Below are 17,135 nucleotides of genomic sequence, written 5' to 3'. Positions count from 1 at the left end.
TCGTTGTGAAATTATAAATCTATCGATGTTTTTTCGGCTAACTTGTGTTGAGCAAGCAAATTCCGGAACAATGGCCAATCAAAATATTCACCTGGATCGGTTTTACGTTTGGGTGCAATGTCAGAATGCCCTGCAAGATGATTCTGAATTTTTGGGTAAGCCTGCTGTAAGGTGCTGACCACTTCAACCAGAGACTGGTATTGTTCGGGCTCAAAGGGTAAATCATCACTCCCCTCCAGTTCGATCCCGATCGAATAATCATTACATTCTTTCTGCGCAAGATAGCTTGAACGACCTGCATGCCAGGAACGCTCATTAAAGTTCACAAACTGAATCACTTCACCTGTGCGCAAAATCAGCAGGTGTGCCGAGACCTGCATTCCTTGAATAGTCTGAAAATAAGGATGGAGCGACCAGTCCAGCTGGTTCTGAAAAAATTGCTGAATATAGCCCCCACCAAACTGGGAAGGTGGCAAACTGATATTGTGAATAACGATCAGTTGAATATCGGTTCCGGCAGGCCGTGCATTAAAATTAGGCGAGGCAATCTGGGTCGCCCCCACCAATACACCCTCTTGTACTTGAGCAAATCTAGCGTGTTGCATTGTGACTCGAATCAGCAATTTAATCTGTATAGGTATCATTCTGCCATGCTTTCTCCAGAATAATCGAGATGAAATACTTATTTTTTACAGGGAGGATGTTAATATATGACACACGTTTTTTAGTCAAACATACACTGGAACTGGTATGAGTATTCCTCAATCTTTGCTTGAACAATCTATTCAAATCAATATTCAACAAGCATTACAGGAAGATATTGGGGATGGCGATATTACCGCCATGCTTACACCAGTCGATGAGCAGGCCACTGCGACCATTATTAGCCGTGAAGAGATGGTCTTGGCTGGTCAGCCTTGGGTGAATGCCTTGATTCAAGCCTATGACAACAGCGTGCAAGTGACTTGGTTAAAGCAAGAAGGTGACGTTGTTGCGGCAAATGAAGCGTTCCTAAAACTTGCTGGTTCAGCGCGCAGCTTACTCACAGTAGAACGTCCAGCTTTAAACTTTATCCAGACCATGTCTGCGGTTGCGACTAAAACTGCAAATTACGTTAAACAGCTCGATGGTTTACATACCAAACTGCTGGATACCCGTAAAACATTGCCAGGCCTGCGTATCGCACAAAAATATGCCGTAGCAATCGGTGGTGGTCAAAATCACCGCTTAGGTTTATTTGACGCTTTCCTGATTAAAGAAAATCATATTATGGCTGCTGGCGGTATTGCCCAAGCCATCACCAAAGCACACCAAATCGCGCCAGGAAAACCTGTCGAAGTTGAAGTTGAAACTTGGGATGAATTAAATCAGGCACTTGAAGCTGGTGCTGATATCGTAATGCTGGATAACTTTAGTCAGCAACAAATGATTGATGCGGTTAGACATGTTGCAGGTCGCTGTAAGCTAGAAGCATCGGGCAATATTACCATCGAAAATTTACGTGAAGTGGCGACCACAGGGGTCGACTACATCTCAATGGGTGTATTGACCAAAGATGTAAGAGCGGTTGATTTATCCATGCGTTTTAACGCTTAAGCCTGATCTGTCTCTTTGTCTTGAGACTCATGCTTTTGTGAAGCTAAAAGTTCTGTTTTCTTAGAAACTTCAGTTGTTTCAACTTGCCACGCTGATTTGGCTTCGGTCGAATCAGTTGGTCGTGGATCTGCCGCCATTAAAACAAAAGTTACTGCGGTGAGTAACACCAAAAATACCTGTAACATGCTTTCCCTTCAATGTGTTTGTTTCAATTTGCCTCAATCTAGCAAATTTAAATGAGTCAAATCAGTGGGCTGTGTTACAGGCATGTAAACTCTCGGTAATGTTGTGTTGACCATGCTGGCTTTATGTCTGCTTTCCTTTCTGGCTGTGTAAGCCGACAATGCTCAGCACCATGACTGATTAAAATAATAATGATGGACAGCATATTTGAGGCTTTATTCCAGTTACTGTTTAAGTTGTTCCGCTTTGTATTTATGAATGTGATCTTTGAGATTCTGTTTGAAGGATTGATCCGTAGTATCGGTTATGCGGTCGTCCGCTGTTATCGTTGCGGGCAGCGGGTGGATTTTGACAGTACTGAAGTATGTGTAGCGGGTTTTCTTAGTGTGTTGCTGCTGATCGCACTCTGTCTTTACTTTTTATTACGCTAATCGAATCTAAAAAGCAGCCCAAGTGCTCACTTAGACTGCTTTTTCTGATCTCATCCAATAATTTATAACTCCATAAAGCCCATATACGGATCAGAAATCGAGTCTTCATTGGTTTCAATACGCCCAGCAAAGCGACGGCGATAGCTCGGATCATTTTCAATGGTGACGGTAAAATCATACCAGCCGCCGAACTCGCTCATATCCCAGCTCAGTTCCTGTTCAGCCGCAGCCGTTTCAATGTGCCAAGTCTTATTCGGCAAATAGGCATTGGCTTTGACCAGCAATTTTGCAGTCTGCCCCGCATCATTACGTACTTTCAGGAACAGTTTGGGATCACACTCCTCCATACAAACCCGGATTTCTGGCAATGTCTGAATTTGTGCGAGCTGTGTCAAGTCACCGCCGAAGCTACGATGAAAACCATTGGGTCCCAATACCCACAAATCATACTGATTGTCCTTGCTCAGCCAAATATCATCCAGTTGCTTGCCCGCCTCCACCATATAACGGCGCGGTATCGCATCCAGATTCAATTTATCATAGACATGAAATACGGCTGCATGTGTCCCAGTATTAGAGAACATTAGTTTGACTGTTTTCGCGCTGCTATCCACTTTGGCACTGGTGTGCAAAATATATGGCAAGGCACGCGATGGTCGGATACCCAGTTCCTGAACAGGATAAGTCTGGCTGTCTGGGCGGCTGACTTGCGCTAATTGCTCCTGTGCTTTGCGAATTGCATCCGCATCGGCTTTACTCTTCTTACCTGCCAGATCTGGCATTGGCAGTAAATTCGGAGTCTTAAAGTTAAAGGCCGAGGTTAGATCACCACATACGGCACGACGATAAGGACTGATATTCGGCTCTTGTACCCCAAAGCACTGTTCCAGGAAACGAATTACGGAGGAGTGGTCAAACACCTGTGAGTTGACCCAGCCGCCACGGCTCCACGGTGAAATGATATACATCGGCACACGGATTCCTGGCCCATAGACCCCGACCCCATTACTGACCTCTGGATTGGTAAAATTCGGTTGGCCACTGGATGCCTTGGCATGTGTTGCATACTCATAGGACATTTGTTCCTTACTTAAGGTCGATTTGCCATAGACTTCACCTGATATATCCATCGAAGGTGCACTTGGTGAAGGTACATGGTCAAAGAAGCCATCATTTTCATCGAAGTTAATCAGGAAAACTGTCTGGCTCCAGAGTTCCGGATGCTCTGTGAGCGCATTGAGGACTTCCTGAATATACCAGGCACCTTGTACAGGGCTTGAAGGACCCGGATGTTCACTATAGGTTGCAGGAGCCACCAGCCAGCTCACCTGCGGTAACTGCCCTTTGGCAATATCCTCTTTAAATGAACCAAGGAAACCGCCATCTGGCATGGTATTGGCAATTCCTTTATACAAGGGTTGTCTGGCATCAATGGCTGGGTCATAAGCTGGGCAAATGGTACTGTTATTCACCGGTTTACCTGATAATTCATTGGCACGGCGGTACTTTTTAAAACCTGCCAAGGGGTTATCGGTAAAGTTATCCGGCATGTTTTGATAGACTTTCCAGCTGACGTCTGCTTGCTGTAGGCGTTCAGGATAAGTGGTCCAGTCATAACCGGTGAGAGATGACCCAATCGAGTCCAGATCATTGACCACGCTGGCAACATTGGCCCCGGTTGGACCATTGGTTCCCGTCCAGATAAACATACGGTTAGAGTTGGTTCCGGTGTGCATGGCGCAGTGATATGCATCACACAAGGTAAACGCATTGGCTAAGGCAAACTGGAACTCCACTTCCTGTTGTTTGTAATAGCCCATCGATTGTGGTTGCTTGTATTGCACCCATTTCCCCATCCGGCCATGATCCCAGGCATATTGACCATCGGTCCATGAATGCGGTGTGCCACTGACCCGCTGCGCATTACCGCGACTGCTGTCCAGGTGATACGGATAGACCTTGTTCTTTTTGGCATCGTACTGTTCCCAGACTTTACGACCTTCACTTAAAGGAATGGTGAAACGGTCACCGAATCCACGTACCCCTTTCAAGGTGCCAAAATAATTATCAAAAGAGCGATTTTCCTGAGTCAGGATCACCACGTGTTTCACATCTTTGATGGTGCCGGTTTCGACCTTGGCATCAATCGCCAGTGCTTTTTGAATACTCATTGGAAAACTGGTCAGCGCTGCAGTCCCAAATAGTGCCTTAGTCGAATTTAATAAAAAGTCACGACGATTCATTTTATCCATTTCCTTATTGTTATTCTTTAAGGGGCGCAATGCATCTTGCAGCTTGAGGTAGGTGGCTTCGGCTCTGGTTGAGCATTATTGTTATCGCCACTATCGCTATCGTTACAGGCACTGAGTAACAGGCAGCTCCCAGCAAATAAGGCTAAAAAGAAATTTCGCATTTGACGATCCGTTCAATATCAGTGCAGATAGTCAATACAATCTAAATGACAGTTCGATGATGATTTGATCGCAGTTTGATGACAAAAAACAGATAAAAAAAAGGCGGTCTAAACATACCAGACCGCCCGCACTATCAACTGGAACTTACCAACCGAGTGCCTGCTGTTGCTTCTGAATCAACTCCATGATTCCTTTTTCTGCAAGCTCTAACATGGCATTGCACTGCTGGCGAGTAAACGGCTTGTCTTCTGCCGTGCCCTGAATTTCAATAAATTCACCCGCCTGTGTCATCACCACATTCAAATCGGTTTGGCAATTTGAATCTTCTTCGTAGCATAGATCAAGGAGGACTTCGTCCTGATACATGCCCACTGAAATTGCTGCCACCAGACCTTTTAATGGGTCCTGTTTAATTTTCTTGTTGCTGAGCAATACATTCATGGCATCTACCAAAGCCACTGCTGCACCCGTAATAGCTGCAGTACGGGTACCGCCATCGGCCTGAATTACATCACAGTCGATGGTAATGGTGTTCTCACCCAACTTCTTCAAGTCCACCATGGCACGTAAACTACGGCCAATCAGACGCTGGATTTCCTGAGTACGACCGGTTTGTTTACCACGCGCCGCTTCACGATCACTACGGGTATGGGTTGAGCGTGGCAACATGCCATATTCAGCAGTTACCCAGCCTTGACCCTGACCTTTCAGGAAGCGTGGTACCGAGTTATCAATACTCGCCGTACACAACACTTTAGTATGACCAAACTCAACCAAAACTGAGCCTTCTGCGTAACGGGTATAGTTACGGGTAATTTTTACCTCACGTAATTGGTCTAATGCTCTTTGGTCAATACGCATAACGATTCCTTAAAACTATGGCTCAAATATCATTGCGCCATAGTATAGCTCAATTACACGTGCTTTCAGTTTTACTTATTCGTTACAATTCACCCAATTAAGCAAACTTAAACTTTGACTTGAGGTTGCTCCAACCTTGTGCCAGTTGCGCAGAGAAGTCATTTGGCAATGAACATTTGGCCAAACGCACCCACACGGTCCAGAACTGCTTCATAAAATTGGCTTCGTTATAATTCACGCCATATTCGGCACATAAGGCCCTGATTTGTGGTGCCACCTGTTCATAACGATTGGCAGGCATATCCGGAAATAAATGATGCTCGATCTGATGGCTCAAATTACCACTCATGAAGTGCATCCACTTCCCGCCGGTGAAATTACTCGAGCCACGAATCTGGCGCAGGTACCACTGTGCCTTGGTCTCGTTCTCGGTATTGTCCGCTTCGAAGGTCTCGGCATCTTCAGTAAAGTGACCATTAAAAATCACTGCTGATGACCACAGGTTACGGATAATATTGGCGACGGCATTACCCGCCAGCACGGGAAGAAAATTCACTGTGGCAATGGCCGGGAAGAACACATAATCTTTCAGCACCTGGCGTCTGGCTTTTTTACGGAACTCCGCCGCATCTGCCCAAACCTGTTTCCAGGTTTTGGTTTTATACACCAGTGCATCTTCCAGATGCAGGTTTTGTACCCCTACATACCACTGGAAAAAGAACATCAACTGTAAGGCCAACGGAATATTGGCCAAATGACGTACTTCCCATTTCTGGTCTTCAGTGACACGTAAAATGCCATAACCCACATCATGATCTTTACCGACAATATTGGTATAGGTATGGTGCATATAGTTATGGGTATAGCGCCAGTCATTGCCTGAACAGGTATTGTCCCAGTCGTAATCTTCACCACGTAAACTTGGATCATTGAGCCAGTCAAACTGACCATGCATCACATTATGGCCCAGCTCCATATTCTCGACGATCTTAGACACACCCAACATGGCGGTTCCCAGTAACCAGACCGGTGGAATCCAGCCACCAAACATCAGCATGCCACGCGATGCGATTTCGGTATAACGCACGAAATTACGCACTTTATAAATATATTTTGAATCCTGCTCACCAAGGTTTTGCATCACTTCCAGCCGGATTTGCTCGACACGGCGACCAAACTCTTCAACCTGTTCAGGGGTTAAATGCGCTGACTTGGATGCGTTTTTAAATTCTAATGCCATATTCATTGTGCTGATCCTCAAATATCTTTGTTTTTATAGGTCAATGGTAACTGGGCTCAGTGCCTGGCTCACACATAACTTGATTGGACGATTCGGTTGATCATCAATTTCACCCGTGAGCAGGTTCTGGGTCACGCCGCTAACTTTGGTGCAGCTACAACGGTTACACACACCCATGCGGCAACCATGTTGTGGTCGTAAGCCCGCTTGCTCTGCACTGCTCAGCAGATTGGTCGTTGCAATAAAATTCTGTTGTGCACGACGGAAGCTAACCGGTTGTGCTTCACTGGAGTGCTCGACTTGTACAGGTTGGAAAAATTCTTGATGAAAGTTTTCCGCTGCCGCATGCTCGGTATAAATCTGTTGCGCCTGTTTCATCATGCTGTGGTGACCACAGGCATAGGCTTGCATCTGTTTAAAATTCGGGACTAACTTTTCTAACAATGCCGCATCTAAATGCTGTTTTTGCTGTGCCGTATTAAAGAAATGATAGTGTAACTGTGGATATTGCTCAGCCAAGGCCAAGATGTCCTGATGCAATACTTCAGCACGGTTAAAATACAGCACATGCACGTGTTCAAGCTGCTGTTGCAACGCTTGTTTTAATAAAGCATAAATCGCGGTAATACCTGAACCTGAAGCAATCAGTAATGCAGGCTGCTGATCTTGATGTAAGACGAAATCACCTTGTGGCTGAGAGATCTCGAAACTGTCTCCAACACGTAATTGTTGTGCTGCTTTAGACACCACACCTTGCACTTTAATGCCTAGACGGATTTCGCCTTGCGGCGTGACCTCAATAATCGAATAACTACGTTGCTGATAGACCCCGTTAATCATCAGGGTAATTAAAATGCTTTGGCCGGCTTTCACCTGGCGAACATCAAAATGATGATTGGGCTTTAAGCTGAGGGAGACCATATCTTCGCTCAGCGGCTGCACAGCAGTGACTTGCGCAAGAATGCGTTTCCAGGCGAAGGTTGGTTTGATCTTTTGCAAGATAAAATCAACGAAATCTTCTCGAATCCAATGTGGCTGATAACTTAACTCTGCGTTCATACGTTCCTCGTTTTGTATCTGGCTATTTATTTTGAGTGAACAAATGTTCATATAGTGAACATGTGTACACTATATTTATTTGTGTTCACTGAGTCAACACTTGTTCACTAATTTTTTGAATATTTTTTGTACTTGTTATAAGCCACTCAAAATACGGGGAAAATAAAGCGCTTTTTTCAGATACGGCGGGTAATTTGCATATCTATTGCATCCATAAAGATCAAAAACATCTGTATTTAGCAATGTACGAAGACTAAAAAGTTTCCGTTTTTTTTGCTAGACTCTTTGGTATGGTTTTAATGGATCTTATTCATGTCGATTAGAGATGAACGAAAACAACAGAGTCGACAGGCTTTACTGGATGCAGCCCTCCACCTCAGCACTGCTGGGCGCTCATTCAGTAGTATTAGCTTGCGTGAAGTTGCACGTGAAGTTGGTTTGGTTCCAACGGCATTTTATCGTCATTTTCAGGACATGGATGCGCTCGGACAAGAGCTGGTTGATCAGGTTTCCTTGCATTTAAAAAGCCTGATTCATCAATTGGGGCAAAGCTACTTGTTACACAGTGGTTCAGCCAAAACCCGGACCAGCATTGAATTATTTGTACAGGCGGTTAATCACAGCCCGCAACAATGGCAATTTATGATTGCGGAGCGTTGGGGCGGATCTGAAACGGTACGTATCGCCATCGCACGTGAAATTGAATTTCTGATCGAAGATCTGGCGATTGACCTGTGCAAGCTCGAAACCTTCAAACACATCAAGGAAGCCAAGCATTTGCAGGTGCTTTCGACCATCCTGATTAATATGTCATTTACCTGGGCCATGACCTGGATCAATCTGCCAAAACAATACACGATCGATCATTTACTCGAACAGCAAAACCTGTTTATTGACAATGCCGCGACCCAAGTGCGCTTATTATTCAGTGGGATTTCCAACTGGGAACCCCAAAACGCTTGATCATATCCAAACCAAAGTTTGATATATAAAAGCATTGCTTCGCGTTATGATGCCTTGGACACTAATGCAAATGCAGTGTAGAACACTATGAGGAGCTTATAAGCATCATGAATCCAGATCGTCATACTCAGTTCTTAATTCGTAAAGAAAAAATCTTGCAGGTTGCAGAAAAGCTGTTATTAGAAAACAACCAAGAAATGACCCTCGATGAACTGGTTGCTGAACTGGATATTGCCAAAGGCACCCTATATAAACATTTCCGTAGTAAAAATGAGTTACTGCTGGAACTGATTATCCAGAATGAAAAAGAAATCTTAAAAATTTCAGATAAATACAATACGGATGTCAAAGAGTATGCACCACGATACATGCTCTATCACCTTACTTCACCAAGCCGTACCATTCTGCTGCATCAGTTAGAAGAACATCTGACCATGACTGAATCCAAGTTAAAGCATCTGTTTGATGAGCTTTACTCGATCCGTCAACAACGTATTGTGTCGTTAAAAGATATGACTGAAAAATATTTAAAATCACAGAATTACGATATGTCGATCCGTGATTACCTGTCTTATATCTGGTCACTGACCTATGGCGCGGCCTTATTGTTGAACTCAAGCTACTACCAGCGTTCGATCGGTTCACGTGAGAAATTGATTAATCTGTATGTCAATCAGGCCTTGTCTCTGCCCACCCAGAAAGTCCAGATTGATTTAAAAGACTTTCAGCTGGAACAAGACTAAATAAAAAAAGGACTGTCGCGGCAGTCCTTTTTTTATATATGTAAATGCATTAATTATTTGGCTTTACGTTCTTTTTCTAACAGGTAATTGACTACTTGAGTGACTTTACCATCTTCACCCTGAACGACATACTTACCATTTACCACCACGGCAGGAACACCCGTCAACTGGTACTGCTGTGCCAGTTTATTTGATTCGGCAATTTTTGCAGAGATCGGGAAAGAGTTAAACATGCTATTAAACTTCTGCTCAGGTACACCGTAACGGGCAAAGAATTTTGCCTGAGAAGCCTGGTCAAAGATCTGCTGGCCACCTTCATGAATTGCATGGAACAGTGGAATATGGGTTTTCTTACGCACACCCAGTGCTTCAGAAACATAATAACCACGCGCACCTTGTTCCCATACCTTATTCATTGCCGCCGGTGTACGAAGGAAATAGACGTCTTTTGGAATTTGTTTTAACCACGCCTGCATATGCGGTTCAAGCTTGAAGCAGTGCGGGCAACCATACCAGAAGAATTCACGCACTTCGAGCTGGCCGGCTGGTGCAACCGTTTTGCCTGGATTTGCAATCACGGTATAGTCCTTACCAGCCACAAAATCAGCTGCCACGGCATTCATTGAAAATGCTAATGCAGCCACACTCAAACCACTTAATACTAACTTTTTCATTGACTTTGCTTTTCCTCTAAGCATTTTTCGTAAGTTTATATGCTAAATATAAAACAAACACGAGCAATTCGTTTTGCTTCTGTGAAGTTTTTTATTGGATTTATCGCTTTTTTTGCCAGAATCGCTACACTAAGCTAAATTCAGACTCAAAACATTCTCTGAAATTAGATACTCGACAACGTCATCTGCAACCTGCGAGGTATCTACAATATATTGTTTTTGCAATAAATTAGATAAATGCAAGAAATGAACAGGTTTTGCAGATGACAATGGTTTTGCCTACTTTTCCCGAAAGAAAAGTAGGTCGAACCGAAGGTCTATCCTGAAATAAGATGAAAACTCGGCAAGACTCTGCTTGGTTTAATGTTTTAACTAAGGATTTGATCATCATTACAACTCCATAAAATATTGATAGAGGCTCTTCCATGTCGCAATTGAATGTTGACCCGCAAGAAATCGCAAAATTTGAAGCATTGGCTGCCAAATGGTGGGATCAACATTCTGAATTCCGCCCGCTCCATCAAATCAACCCTTTACGTCTAAACTGGGTGGATGAACGCGTGGGCGGCCTGGCAGGCAAGAAAGTCCTTGATGTCGGCTGTGGTGGCGGGATTCTGGCAGAAAGCATGGCACGTCGTGGTGCCGATGTTGTGGGCATTGATATGGGCGAAGCGCCGCTTGCCGTGGCGCGTTTGCATGCCCAGCAGGACAATGTTGAAAATATTGAATACCGTCAGATTCCAGTCGAGCAACTGGCGCAGGAACAGGCCGGTCAATATGATGTAGTAACCTGTATGGAAATGATGGAACATGTACCAGACCCTGCTTCAATCGTGAAAGCCTGCCAGGCTTTGGTTAAGCCAGACGGTCATGTGTTCTTCTCGACCATTAACCGTAATCCGAAATCATATTTATTTGCCATTATCGGTGCGGAATACGTGCTTCGTTTACTGCCAAAAGGCACACATGACTATCATAAATTCATTCGCCCGTCCGAAATGGCACATGATATCCGCAATGCAGGTCTCACCCTCAAAGAAATGACCGGTTTACATTACAACCCGATCACCAAACATTACTGGTTAGCGCCAAATGTTGACGTGAATTATATGGTTCATACCACAAATACAGGTGCGTGATGAAAGCTGTTTTATTTGATCTTGATGGTACGCTGATCGATACTGCTGCCGACTTTATCCGTATCATTCAACAAATGTGCCGTGATGAGCAGCGACCTATGGTGGATGCCGCAACCATTCGCACGCAGGTGTCTGAAGGCGCACGTGCCATGGTAAAACTGGTCTATCCCGAATTAGAGATTACCGATCCTGTATTTTTAGGACATCGCCAGCGCTTTTTAGATGTCTATGGTGACAATATTGTAGTCGACACCAACCTGTTTGAAGGCATGTATCCTTTACTGGAAGAACTGGAAGCCCACGATATCCCGTGGGGTATTGTGACCAATAAGCCTCGTGGCTTAAGCGAGCTTTTACTCGCGGCCTTAAACCTGACCGATCGTTGCGCTGTGCTGGTTTGCCCGGAAGATGTCAGCCATACCAAACCCGATCCGGAACCGATGTATCTGGCGGCCAAAAAGCTTAATCTTGATGCCAAAGACATCATTTATGTCGGCGATCATCCACGTGATATTGATGCAGGCCGTAATGCAGACATGTATACCATTCTGGCGGCCTATGGTTATTTGCCTGTAGAAACACGTGATGATCTGGCGGCCTGGCAGGCCGATGCCATTATTCACACCATCCCCGAATTACACCAGCTGCTCAAACAGAAAATCACTGTTTTGTCAGAAAATCAGGGTATGATGGGTTAATTATTAACGATAAAAACAGGAGGCATAACAATGAAATATTCAGAATATCAACCTCGTCCAGATTTGCTGAAAGACCGTATTATCCTGATCACCGGTGCCGGTGATGGTATTGGACGTGCTGCTGCGATGAGTTATGCCCTTCATGGTGCAACCGTTGTATTACACGGCCGTACCCTGAATAAACTTGAAGTGATCTATGACGAAATTGAAGGTTTAGGTGCGCCTCAACCTGCAATCTTACCTTTGCAGCTTTCCACTGCTTCAACGCATGACTACGAGCTTCTGGTCAATACGCTGGAACAGCAATTCGGCCGCCTTGATGGTATCTTGCATAACGCAGGCATGCTCGGTGACCGTGTTGAACTGGCAGAGTATCCGGTCGATGTCTGGGATGATGTCATGGCAGTCAATTTACGTGCGCCTTTTGCCCTTACCCAAGCTTTATTGCCGTTGCTACAGAAATCTGAACACGCCTCTGTGGTATTTACCAGCTCCAGTGTGGGCCGTGAAGCCCGTGCCTTATGGGGTGCCTATTCGGTCTCTAAAGTAGCCACTGAAGCCATGAGCAAGATCTTTGCCGCTGAAAATACCTATCCGAATATCCGATTTAACTGCATCAATCCAGGGGGTACACGTACCGCGATGCGTGCCAAGGCCTATCCCGAAGAAGATCCAAAAGTTCTTCCAACACCAGATAGCATTATGCCAGCCTACCTGTACCTGATGGGTGACGATAGTCTGGACATGAACGGGCAAAGTATTGACGCCCAAGCTTAATTTCATCCTTACAATAATTCTAAATAACATTGGACCCTGAGGTTAAAACTGTTTTTTCAGAGAAATGAGTGAAAACTCTTCATTGTTTTAAAACAATAATGAATTGATCTTCACAGTTTCTCTGCATTTTTAACGTACAGTAGTTCACATGAGAGACATCCGAAGTCAATAAGGTGCATCATGAAAAAATTTTTCATTATCTTGGTTTTAGGTTCAACCACCCTGTTCAGTAGCATGGGGAGTTTTGCAGGTCCGCACGATCGTGATGAGGATTCGCGCGGTGGCGGCTGGCAAAATGGTCGTGGCTTTGATCGTCCAGATGGTGAAAATCGTCAACGTGAGCGCCGTATGCGTGAAGAACGTGGTGTCGAGCGCTTAAAGCAACATCGCTGGCAGGCAGGTTATGTCATGCCACAGCACTATCGTGGCAACGGTTATAAAGTCGATTATAAAGATAATAATCTTCCTCGACCTAGCCGTAACGAGCAATGGTACAAAATCAACAACGACTATATTTTGGTCAATTCGGAAGATAACAGCATTATCCGTATTATGGGTTTCTAGGCGCAGCCCCAATCGCTTGACCGCTAAAAGTTGGGTTGTTGGTTTAGGAAGTGATTTATCTTTTCTTTTTTTTCGTTAAAATCAGATCAATTGGTACATCTCTGAGATTCACATGGCGACCCAAATGACTGAAACGTTACATAGTACAACCCAAGATTATGTACACTGGTTTCGCCATTCCGCACCGTATATTAACGCCCATCGTGATAAAACCTTTATCCTGATGTTTGCCGGTGAAGCAGTTCAGCACGAAAATTTTCAGCATATTATTCATGATATTGCCCTGTTGCACTCTCTGGGCATCCGACTGATTCTGGTTTACGGCGCACGCCCGCAAATCAACCAGAATCTGCTTGATCGCAATATTGACACGCCATTTCACCAGAACCATCGCATTACCACCCGCGAATCATTACGTGGCGTCATGAATGCGGTGGGTTCAATCCGTTTGGAAATTGAAGCCCTACTCTCGATGGGTCTGGCCAATTCACCAATGTACGGCGCTCGCATTGATGTGGTGTCTGGTAATTTTGTCACCGCCAAACCTTACGGGATTCGTGATGGTATCGACTTCCAGCTTACGGGTGAAGTCCGTTCGGTGGATACTGATGCCATTCAGCGTCATCTGGATAACCATAATATTGTCCTGCTAGGGCCAACCGGCTATTCAACCACAGGGGAAGTCTTTAATTTACTGGCAGAAGAAGTGGCGACCAAGACCGCGATTGCATTAAAAGCCGATAAACTGATTTTCCTGGGTGAAAGACAAGGTTTAATGGATACGCAGCACCAGTTATTGCGTGAGTTAAATCCGCATCAGCTGGAACCCTATATTCAACAGAACCAGCAACAATATCCAGAATTCGCGCTCCATCTCAAACAGGCGCAACAGGCCTCTTTATCGGGAGTGCATCGTGTGCATCTGATTTCATATGCCTATGATGGTGCCCTGATTGAAGAGCTATTCACCCGTGATGGTGTCGGTACCCTGATTACTGATGCACACTATGAAGAAGTCCGCATTGCCAATATCAATGACGTCGGCGGTTTAATTAACCTGTTACGTCCACTGGAGCAGGAAGGTATTCTGGTATATCGCTCGCGCGAACGTCTGGAAAGTGAAATTGAACAGTTTGCGGTGATTGAACGGGACGGTATGATCCTGGCCTGTGCAGCCCTATACCCGATTCCGGCCGGATCAGATGAAATCCGTTCTGCTGAAATTGCCTGCGTGGCTGTGGATTCAAGCTATCGTAAATCCAATCGCGGTAGCCAGATTTTACAATTTCTGGAAAGCAAAGCCAAACAACAAGGTATTCAACAGCTCTTCGTACTCACCACCCGAACCGCGCACTGGTTTCTAGAACAGGGCTTTGTCCCTGCCAGCGTCGATGATTTACCGAATGCGCGTCAGGAGTTATATAACTATCAACGTAATTCTCTGGTATTTAAAAAGAGACTGCACTAAGCATTCAGCATGGTGAAGAGATATGTTTATTTTTGATAAAGATCTCTCTTCATCATCATTATCTCTGCTTAAGTCTGTATGAAGAATAAATTCACCAACCGATAAAATAATAAAAATTCAATTAAAAACAAAAACTTAATATATTTCATTTTTTAATTCTTATTCCATTTATGGATAAGGTTATGCAATCTTGTATTTTGCACTTTTCCTCATAAACAAAGCCCGATTTGTTATTTTTTATGCAATAAAAAAAGTTTTAGCTTAGTTGCTCATCTATTTAAATCTTTTGATTTTTCGGGGAGCACAACCATCATGGCTATTTCAAACCATCGCTCATGGACAACATATACCCTCATCGCGGCAAGTCTTGCCAGTTTGATGGGTGTTGCAGGCTGTGCCAAAAAACCTGAGCAGCAAAGCACCAAAAAACAAGAAACCACCACATTAAATATCGGCTTTCAAAAGTATGGCATCTTGCCGATTGTCAAAGCAAAAGGTGAATTAGAAAAAACGCTTGCTGCTCAGGGTGTACAGGTGAAATGGGTTGAATTCCCAGCCGGACCCCAGTTATTGGAAGGTTTAAACGTCGGAAGTGTGGTCTTGGGTGAGGCCGGTGAAGCACCACCGATCTTTGCCCAGGCTGCCAATCCCAATCTGGTCTATGTGGCCAATCAGCCCGCTGCCCCATCTGCAGAAGCCTTGATTGTGCAAAAAGATTCGCCAATTCAATCGATTCAGGATTTAAAAGGCAAACGTATTGCATTGAATAAAGGTTCCAACGTGCATTACCTATTACTTAAATTGCTGGAAGAAAATAATCTGACCTTAAGTGATATCCAGCCCGTTTACCTTCCGCCTTCAGATGCACGTGCTGCCTTTGAAAAAGGTGCTGTCGATGCATGGGTGATCTGGGATCCATTCCTTGCTGCAGCTGAACATCAGATTCATGCACGTGTCATTGCCAATGGCGAACATCTGGTCAGTAACCATCAATTCTATCTATCTGATCGCCAATTCGCACAAAATCATCCGCAAGTGCTAAATACCGTAGTCACCACGCTTAATCAAACCACGGACTGGGTCAAAACGCATCCAGACGATGCTGCAAAACTGTTAGAAAAACCCACCGCACTTGAATTCGATATTTTAAAAACATCAATTTCGCGTATGGGCTTTGGAGTTCAGCCTATTTCCGAAAAGGTTGCCAAAGAACAGCAATATGTAGCCGATGCATTTTTTGCCCAGAAACTGATTCCAAAGCAGCTTGTGATCCAAGATGCCTTATTGAAGAACGAAGTTAAATAATTGAGGATCATCATGAAGTTGTTATCTAAAGTTTCTGTTCTGGGTGTGCTGATCTCTACATTTTCGCTGAGTGGTTGCCAGAAACCCGAACAGCATACGGAGAAAGCACCTTCAACAACTGAAAATACAGCGGTAAAAACACTCTCGATCGGTTTCCAGAAATCTTCTCTCAGTTTGTTGGTTGCAAAACAACAAAAGCTATTTGAGCAAGAATTTCCGAATGCCAAAATTGAATGGCGTGAATTCCCTGCTGGCCCACAGATGCTTGAAGCACTTGCAGTCGGGGCAGTTGATTTTGGTTATGTCGGCAATACGCCACCGATCTTTGCTCAGGCCGCGGCTAAACCATTGAGCTATGTGGCTTATGAAGTGGTTGCGCCGACGGGACAGGCTGTTTTAGTACATGCCAACGATAAAATCAGCACCCTGCAAGACTTAAAAGGCAAACGTGTCGCAGTTCAAAAAGGTTCCAGTGCACACGAACTTTTGGCAAAAACCTTGCAGAAAGCGGGTCTATCTTGGCAAGACATTCAACCGATCTGGTTACCTCCTGCCGATGCACGCGCAGCTTTTGACAAACAGGCCGTTGATGCGTGGGCAATTTGGGAACCCTACTTAGGTACAGCAGAACTGCAAGGCCATACCAAAACCTTGGTCGATGGCTCTGCTTTTCCAACCACTTATTCTTTTTATATTGGTAATCCTGATTTTATTCAAAAGCATCCTGATTCTGCGCCAAAGCTGATTAAGAGCATCAACATTGCAGATCAGTGGATTGTGCAGCACCAAGATCAGGCACTACAGATTTATGCACAAAGTACGGGGCTGAGCCTTCCTGTGGCGCAACGTGTTTTAGACAAACGACCAAAACCATCGCCTGTGCACATCCTCACAGCAGAGGTCATAAAGAGTCAGCAACAAATTGCCGATTTATTTAAACAAGAGCAACTCATTCCTGTGCAGATTGATATTCAGCACAGTGTCTGGTCTGCCCAATAAACATTGATTTCATTTTCATAA

General features: G+C 44.6%; 18 protein-coding genes. 11 read left to right on the top strand and 7 right to left on the bottom strand.

Features of this window, described 5'->3' with window-relative positions; genetic code table 11:
- Positions 1-11: 11 nt before the first annotated feature.
- A complete protein-coding gene (gene ampD / locus IEV39_RS16315) occupies positions 12-605 on the bottom strand; it encodes a 1,6-anhydro-N-acetylmuramyl-L-alanine amidase AmpD (RefSeq protein WP_005281445.1) in 594 nt (197 codons plus the stop codon).
- A gap of 145 nt (positions 606-750) precedes the next feature.
- Here ampD and nadC point away from each other — a divergent pair, with 145 nt between their 5' ends.
- Positions 751-1,596, top strand: a complete 846-nt coding sequence (nadC, locus tag IEV39_RS16310; protein ID WP_005281447.1) for a carboxylating nicotinate-nucleotide diphosphorylase — start codon at positions 751-753, stop codon at positions 1,594-1,596.
- Here the strand turns inward: nadC and IEV39_RS16305 are convergent.
- On the bottom strand, positions 1,593-1,781 hold the full coding sequence (locus IEV39_RS16305; protein WP_004773394.1) for an ABZJ_00068 family colistin stress protein: 189 nt from the start codon (positions 1,779-1,781) through the stop codon (positions 1,593-1,595). The two genes, nadC and IEV39_RS16305, sit on opposite strands and share 4 nt — an antisense overlap.
- 189 nt (positions 1,782-1,970) lie before the next feature.
- Between IEV39_RS16305 and IEV39_RS16300 the strand changes: the two genes are divergently transcribed.
- Positions 1,971-2,210: a hypothetical protein gene (locus IEV39_RS16300; RefSeq protein ID WP_005281450.1), complete on the top strand. Its 240-nt coding sequence runs from the start codon at positions 1,971-1,973 to the stop codon at positions 2,208-2,210.
- 62 nt (positions 2,211-2,272) lie between these two features.
- Here IEV39_RS16300 and IEV39_RS16295 read toward each other — a convergent pair whose 3' ends face one another.
- The 4 genes from IEV39_RS16295 to IEV39_RS16280 form a co-directional block, all read right to left on the bottom strand.
- Positions 2,273-4,453, bottom strand: a complete 2,181-nt coding sequence (locus IEV39_RS16295; protein ID WP_005281454.1) for a phosphocholine-specific phospholipase C — start codon at positions 4,451-4,453, stop codon at positions 2,273-2,275.
- A gap of 315 nt (positions 4,454-4,768) precedes the next feature.
- On the bottom strand, positions 4,769-5,485 hold the full coding sequence (gene rph, locus IEV39_RS16290; protein ID WP_005228254.1) for a ribonuclease PH: 717 nt from the start codon (positions 5,483-5,485) through the stop codon (positions 4,769-4,771).
- 97 nt (positions 5,486-5,582) lie between these two features.
- The gene (locus IEV39_RS16285; protein ID WP_171067866.1) at positions 5,583-6,725 is read right to left on the bottom strand and encodes a fatty acid desaturase family protein; all 1,143 of its coding nucleotides are present in this window, start codon (positions 6,723-6,725) and stop codon (positions 5,583-5,585) included.
- Positions 6,726-6,758: 33 nt separating this feature from the next.
- Positions 6,759-7,784: a flavin reductase family protein gene (locus IEV39_RS16280; protein ID WP_005281460.1), complete on the bottom strand. Its 1,026-nt coding sequence runs from the start codon at positions 7,782-7,784 to the stop codon at positions 6,759-6,761.
- Positions 7,785-8,096: 312 nt separating this feature from the next.
- Between IEV39_RS16280 and IEV39_RS16275 the strand changes: the two genes are divergently transcribed.
- Together IEV39_RS16275 and IEV39_RS16270 are read left to right on the top strand one after the other, a co-directional pair.
- Positions 8,097-8,747: a TetR family transcriptional regulator gene (locus tag IEV39_RS16275; RefSeq protein WP_005228248.1), complete on the top strand. Its 651-nt coding sequence runs from the start codon at positions 8,097-8,099 to the stop codon at positions 8,745-8,747.
- A gap of 107 nt (positions 8,748-8,854) precedes the next feature.
- On the top strand, positions 8,855-9,490 hold the full coding sequence (locus IEV39_RS16270; protein WP_005228246.1) for a TetR/AcrR family transcriptional regulator: 636 nt from the start codon (positions 8,855-8,857) through the stop codon (positions 9,488-9,490).
- A 53-nt stretch (positions 9,491-9,543) separates the two neighbouring features.
- Here the strand turns inward: IEV39_RS16270 and IEV39_RS16265 are convergent, their stop codons facing one another.
- On the bottom strand, positions 9,544-10,164 hold the full coding sequence (locus tag IEV39_RS16265) for a thiol:disulfide interchange protein DsbA/DsbL (protein ID WP_005281463.1): 621 nt from the start codon (positions 10,162-10,164) through the stop codon (positions 9,544-9,546).
- 425 nt (positions 10,165-10,589) lie between these two features.
- Here IEV39_RS16265 and ubiG point away from each other — a divergent pair, with 425 nt between their 5' ends.
- From ubiG to IEV39_RS16230, 7 genes are all read left to right on the top strand, one after another.
- Positions 10,590-11,303, top strand: a complete 714-nt coding sequence (gene ubiG, locus IEV39_RS16260; protein ID WP_005281465.1) for a bifunctional 2-polyprenyl-6-hydroxyphenol methylase/3-demethylubiquinol 3-O-methyltransferase UbiG — start codon at positions 10,590-10,592, stop codon at positions 11,301-11,303.
- Positions 11,300-12,001 (top strand): HAD family hydrolase, encoded by a 702-nt coding sequence (locus IEV39_RS16255; protein WP_171067861.1) that lies wholly within the window; start codon positions 11,300-11,302, stop codon positions 11,999-12,001. The genes ubiG and IEV39_RS16255 overlap by 4 nt, the downstream gene beginning before the upstream one ends.
- Before the next feature lie 30 nt (positions 12,002-12,031).
- Entirely contained in the window at positions 12,032-12,778 is a 747-nt protein-coding gene (locus IEV39_RS16250) for a YciK family oxidoreductase (RefSeq protein ID WP_005228239.1), read from the top strand.
- Between the two features lie 180 nt (positions 12,779-12,958).
- Positions 12,959-13,342, top strand: coding sequence for an RcnB family protein (locus IEV39_RS16245; protein WP_004773416.1), 384 nt, complete (start codon positions 12,959-12,961; stop codon positions 13,340-13,342).
- Between the two features lie 112 nt (positions 13,343-13,454).
- Complete coding sequence (argA, locus tag IEV39_RS16240) at positions 13,455-14,810, top strand: amino-acid N-acetyltransferase (RefSeq protein ID WP_005281472.1); 1,356 nt, start codon at positions 13,455-13,457, stop codon at positions 14,808-14,810.
- Between the two features lie 312 nt (positions 14,811-15,122).
- Entirely contained in the window at positions 15,123-16,115 is a 993-nt protein-coding gene (locus tag IEV39_RS16235) for a sulfonate ABC transporter substrate-binding protein (protein ID WP_005281474.1), read from the top strand.
- A gap of 12 nt (positions 16,116-16,127) precedes the next feature.
- Entirely contained in the window at positions 16,128-17,114 is a 987-nt protein-coding gene (locus tag IEV39_RS16230; protein WP_005281477.1) for an aliphatic sulfonate ABC transporter substrate-binding protein, read from the top strand.
- The last annotated feature ends 21 nt before the right edge of the window (positions 17,115-17,135 follow it).

This window comes from Acinetobacter courvalinii (genome assembly GCF_014635545.1).
GTDB lineage: Bacteria > Pseudomonadota > Gammaproteobacteria > Pseudomonadales > Moraxellaceae > Acinetobacter > Acinetobacter courvalinii.
The sequence above is the reverse complement of the archived record's forward strand: the minus strand, read 5'-3'. Positions and strand labels throughout refer to the sequence as shown.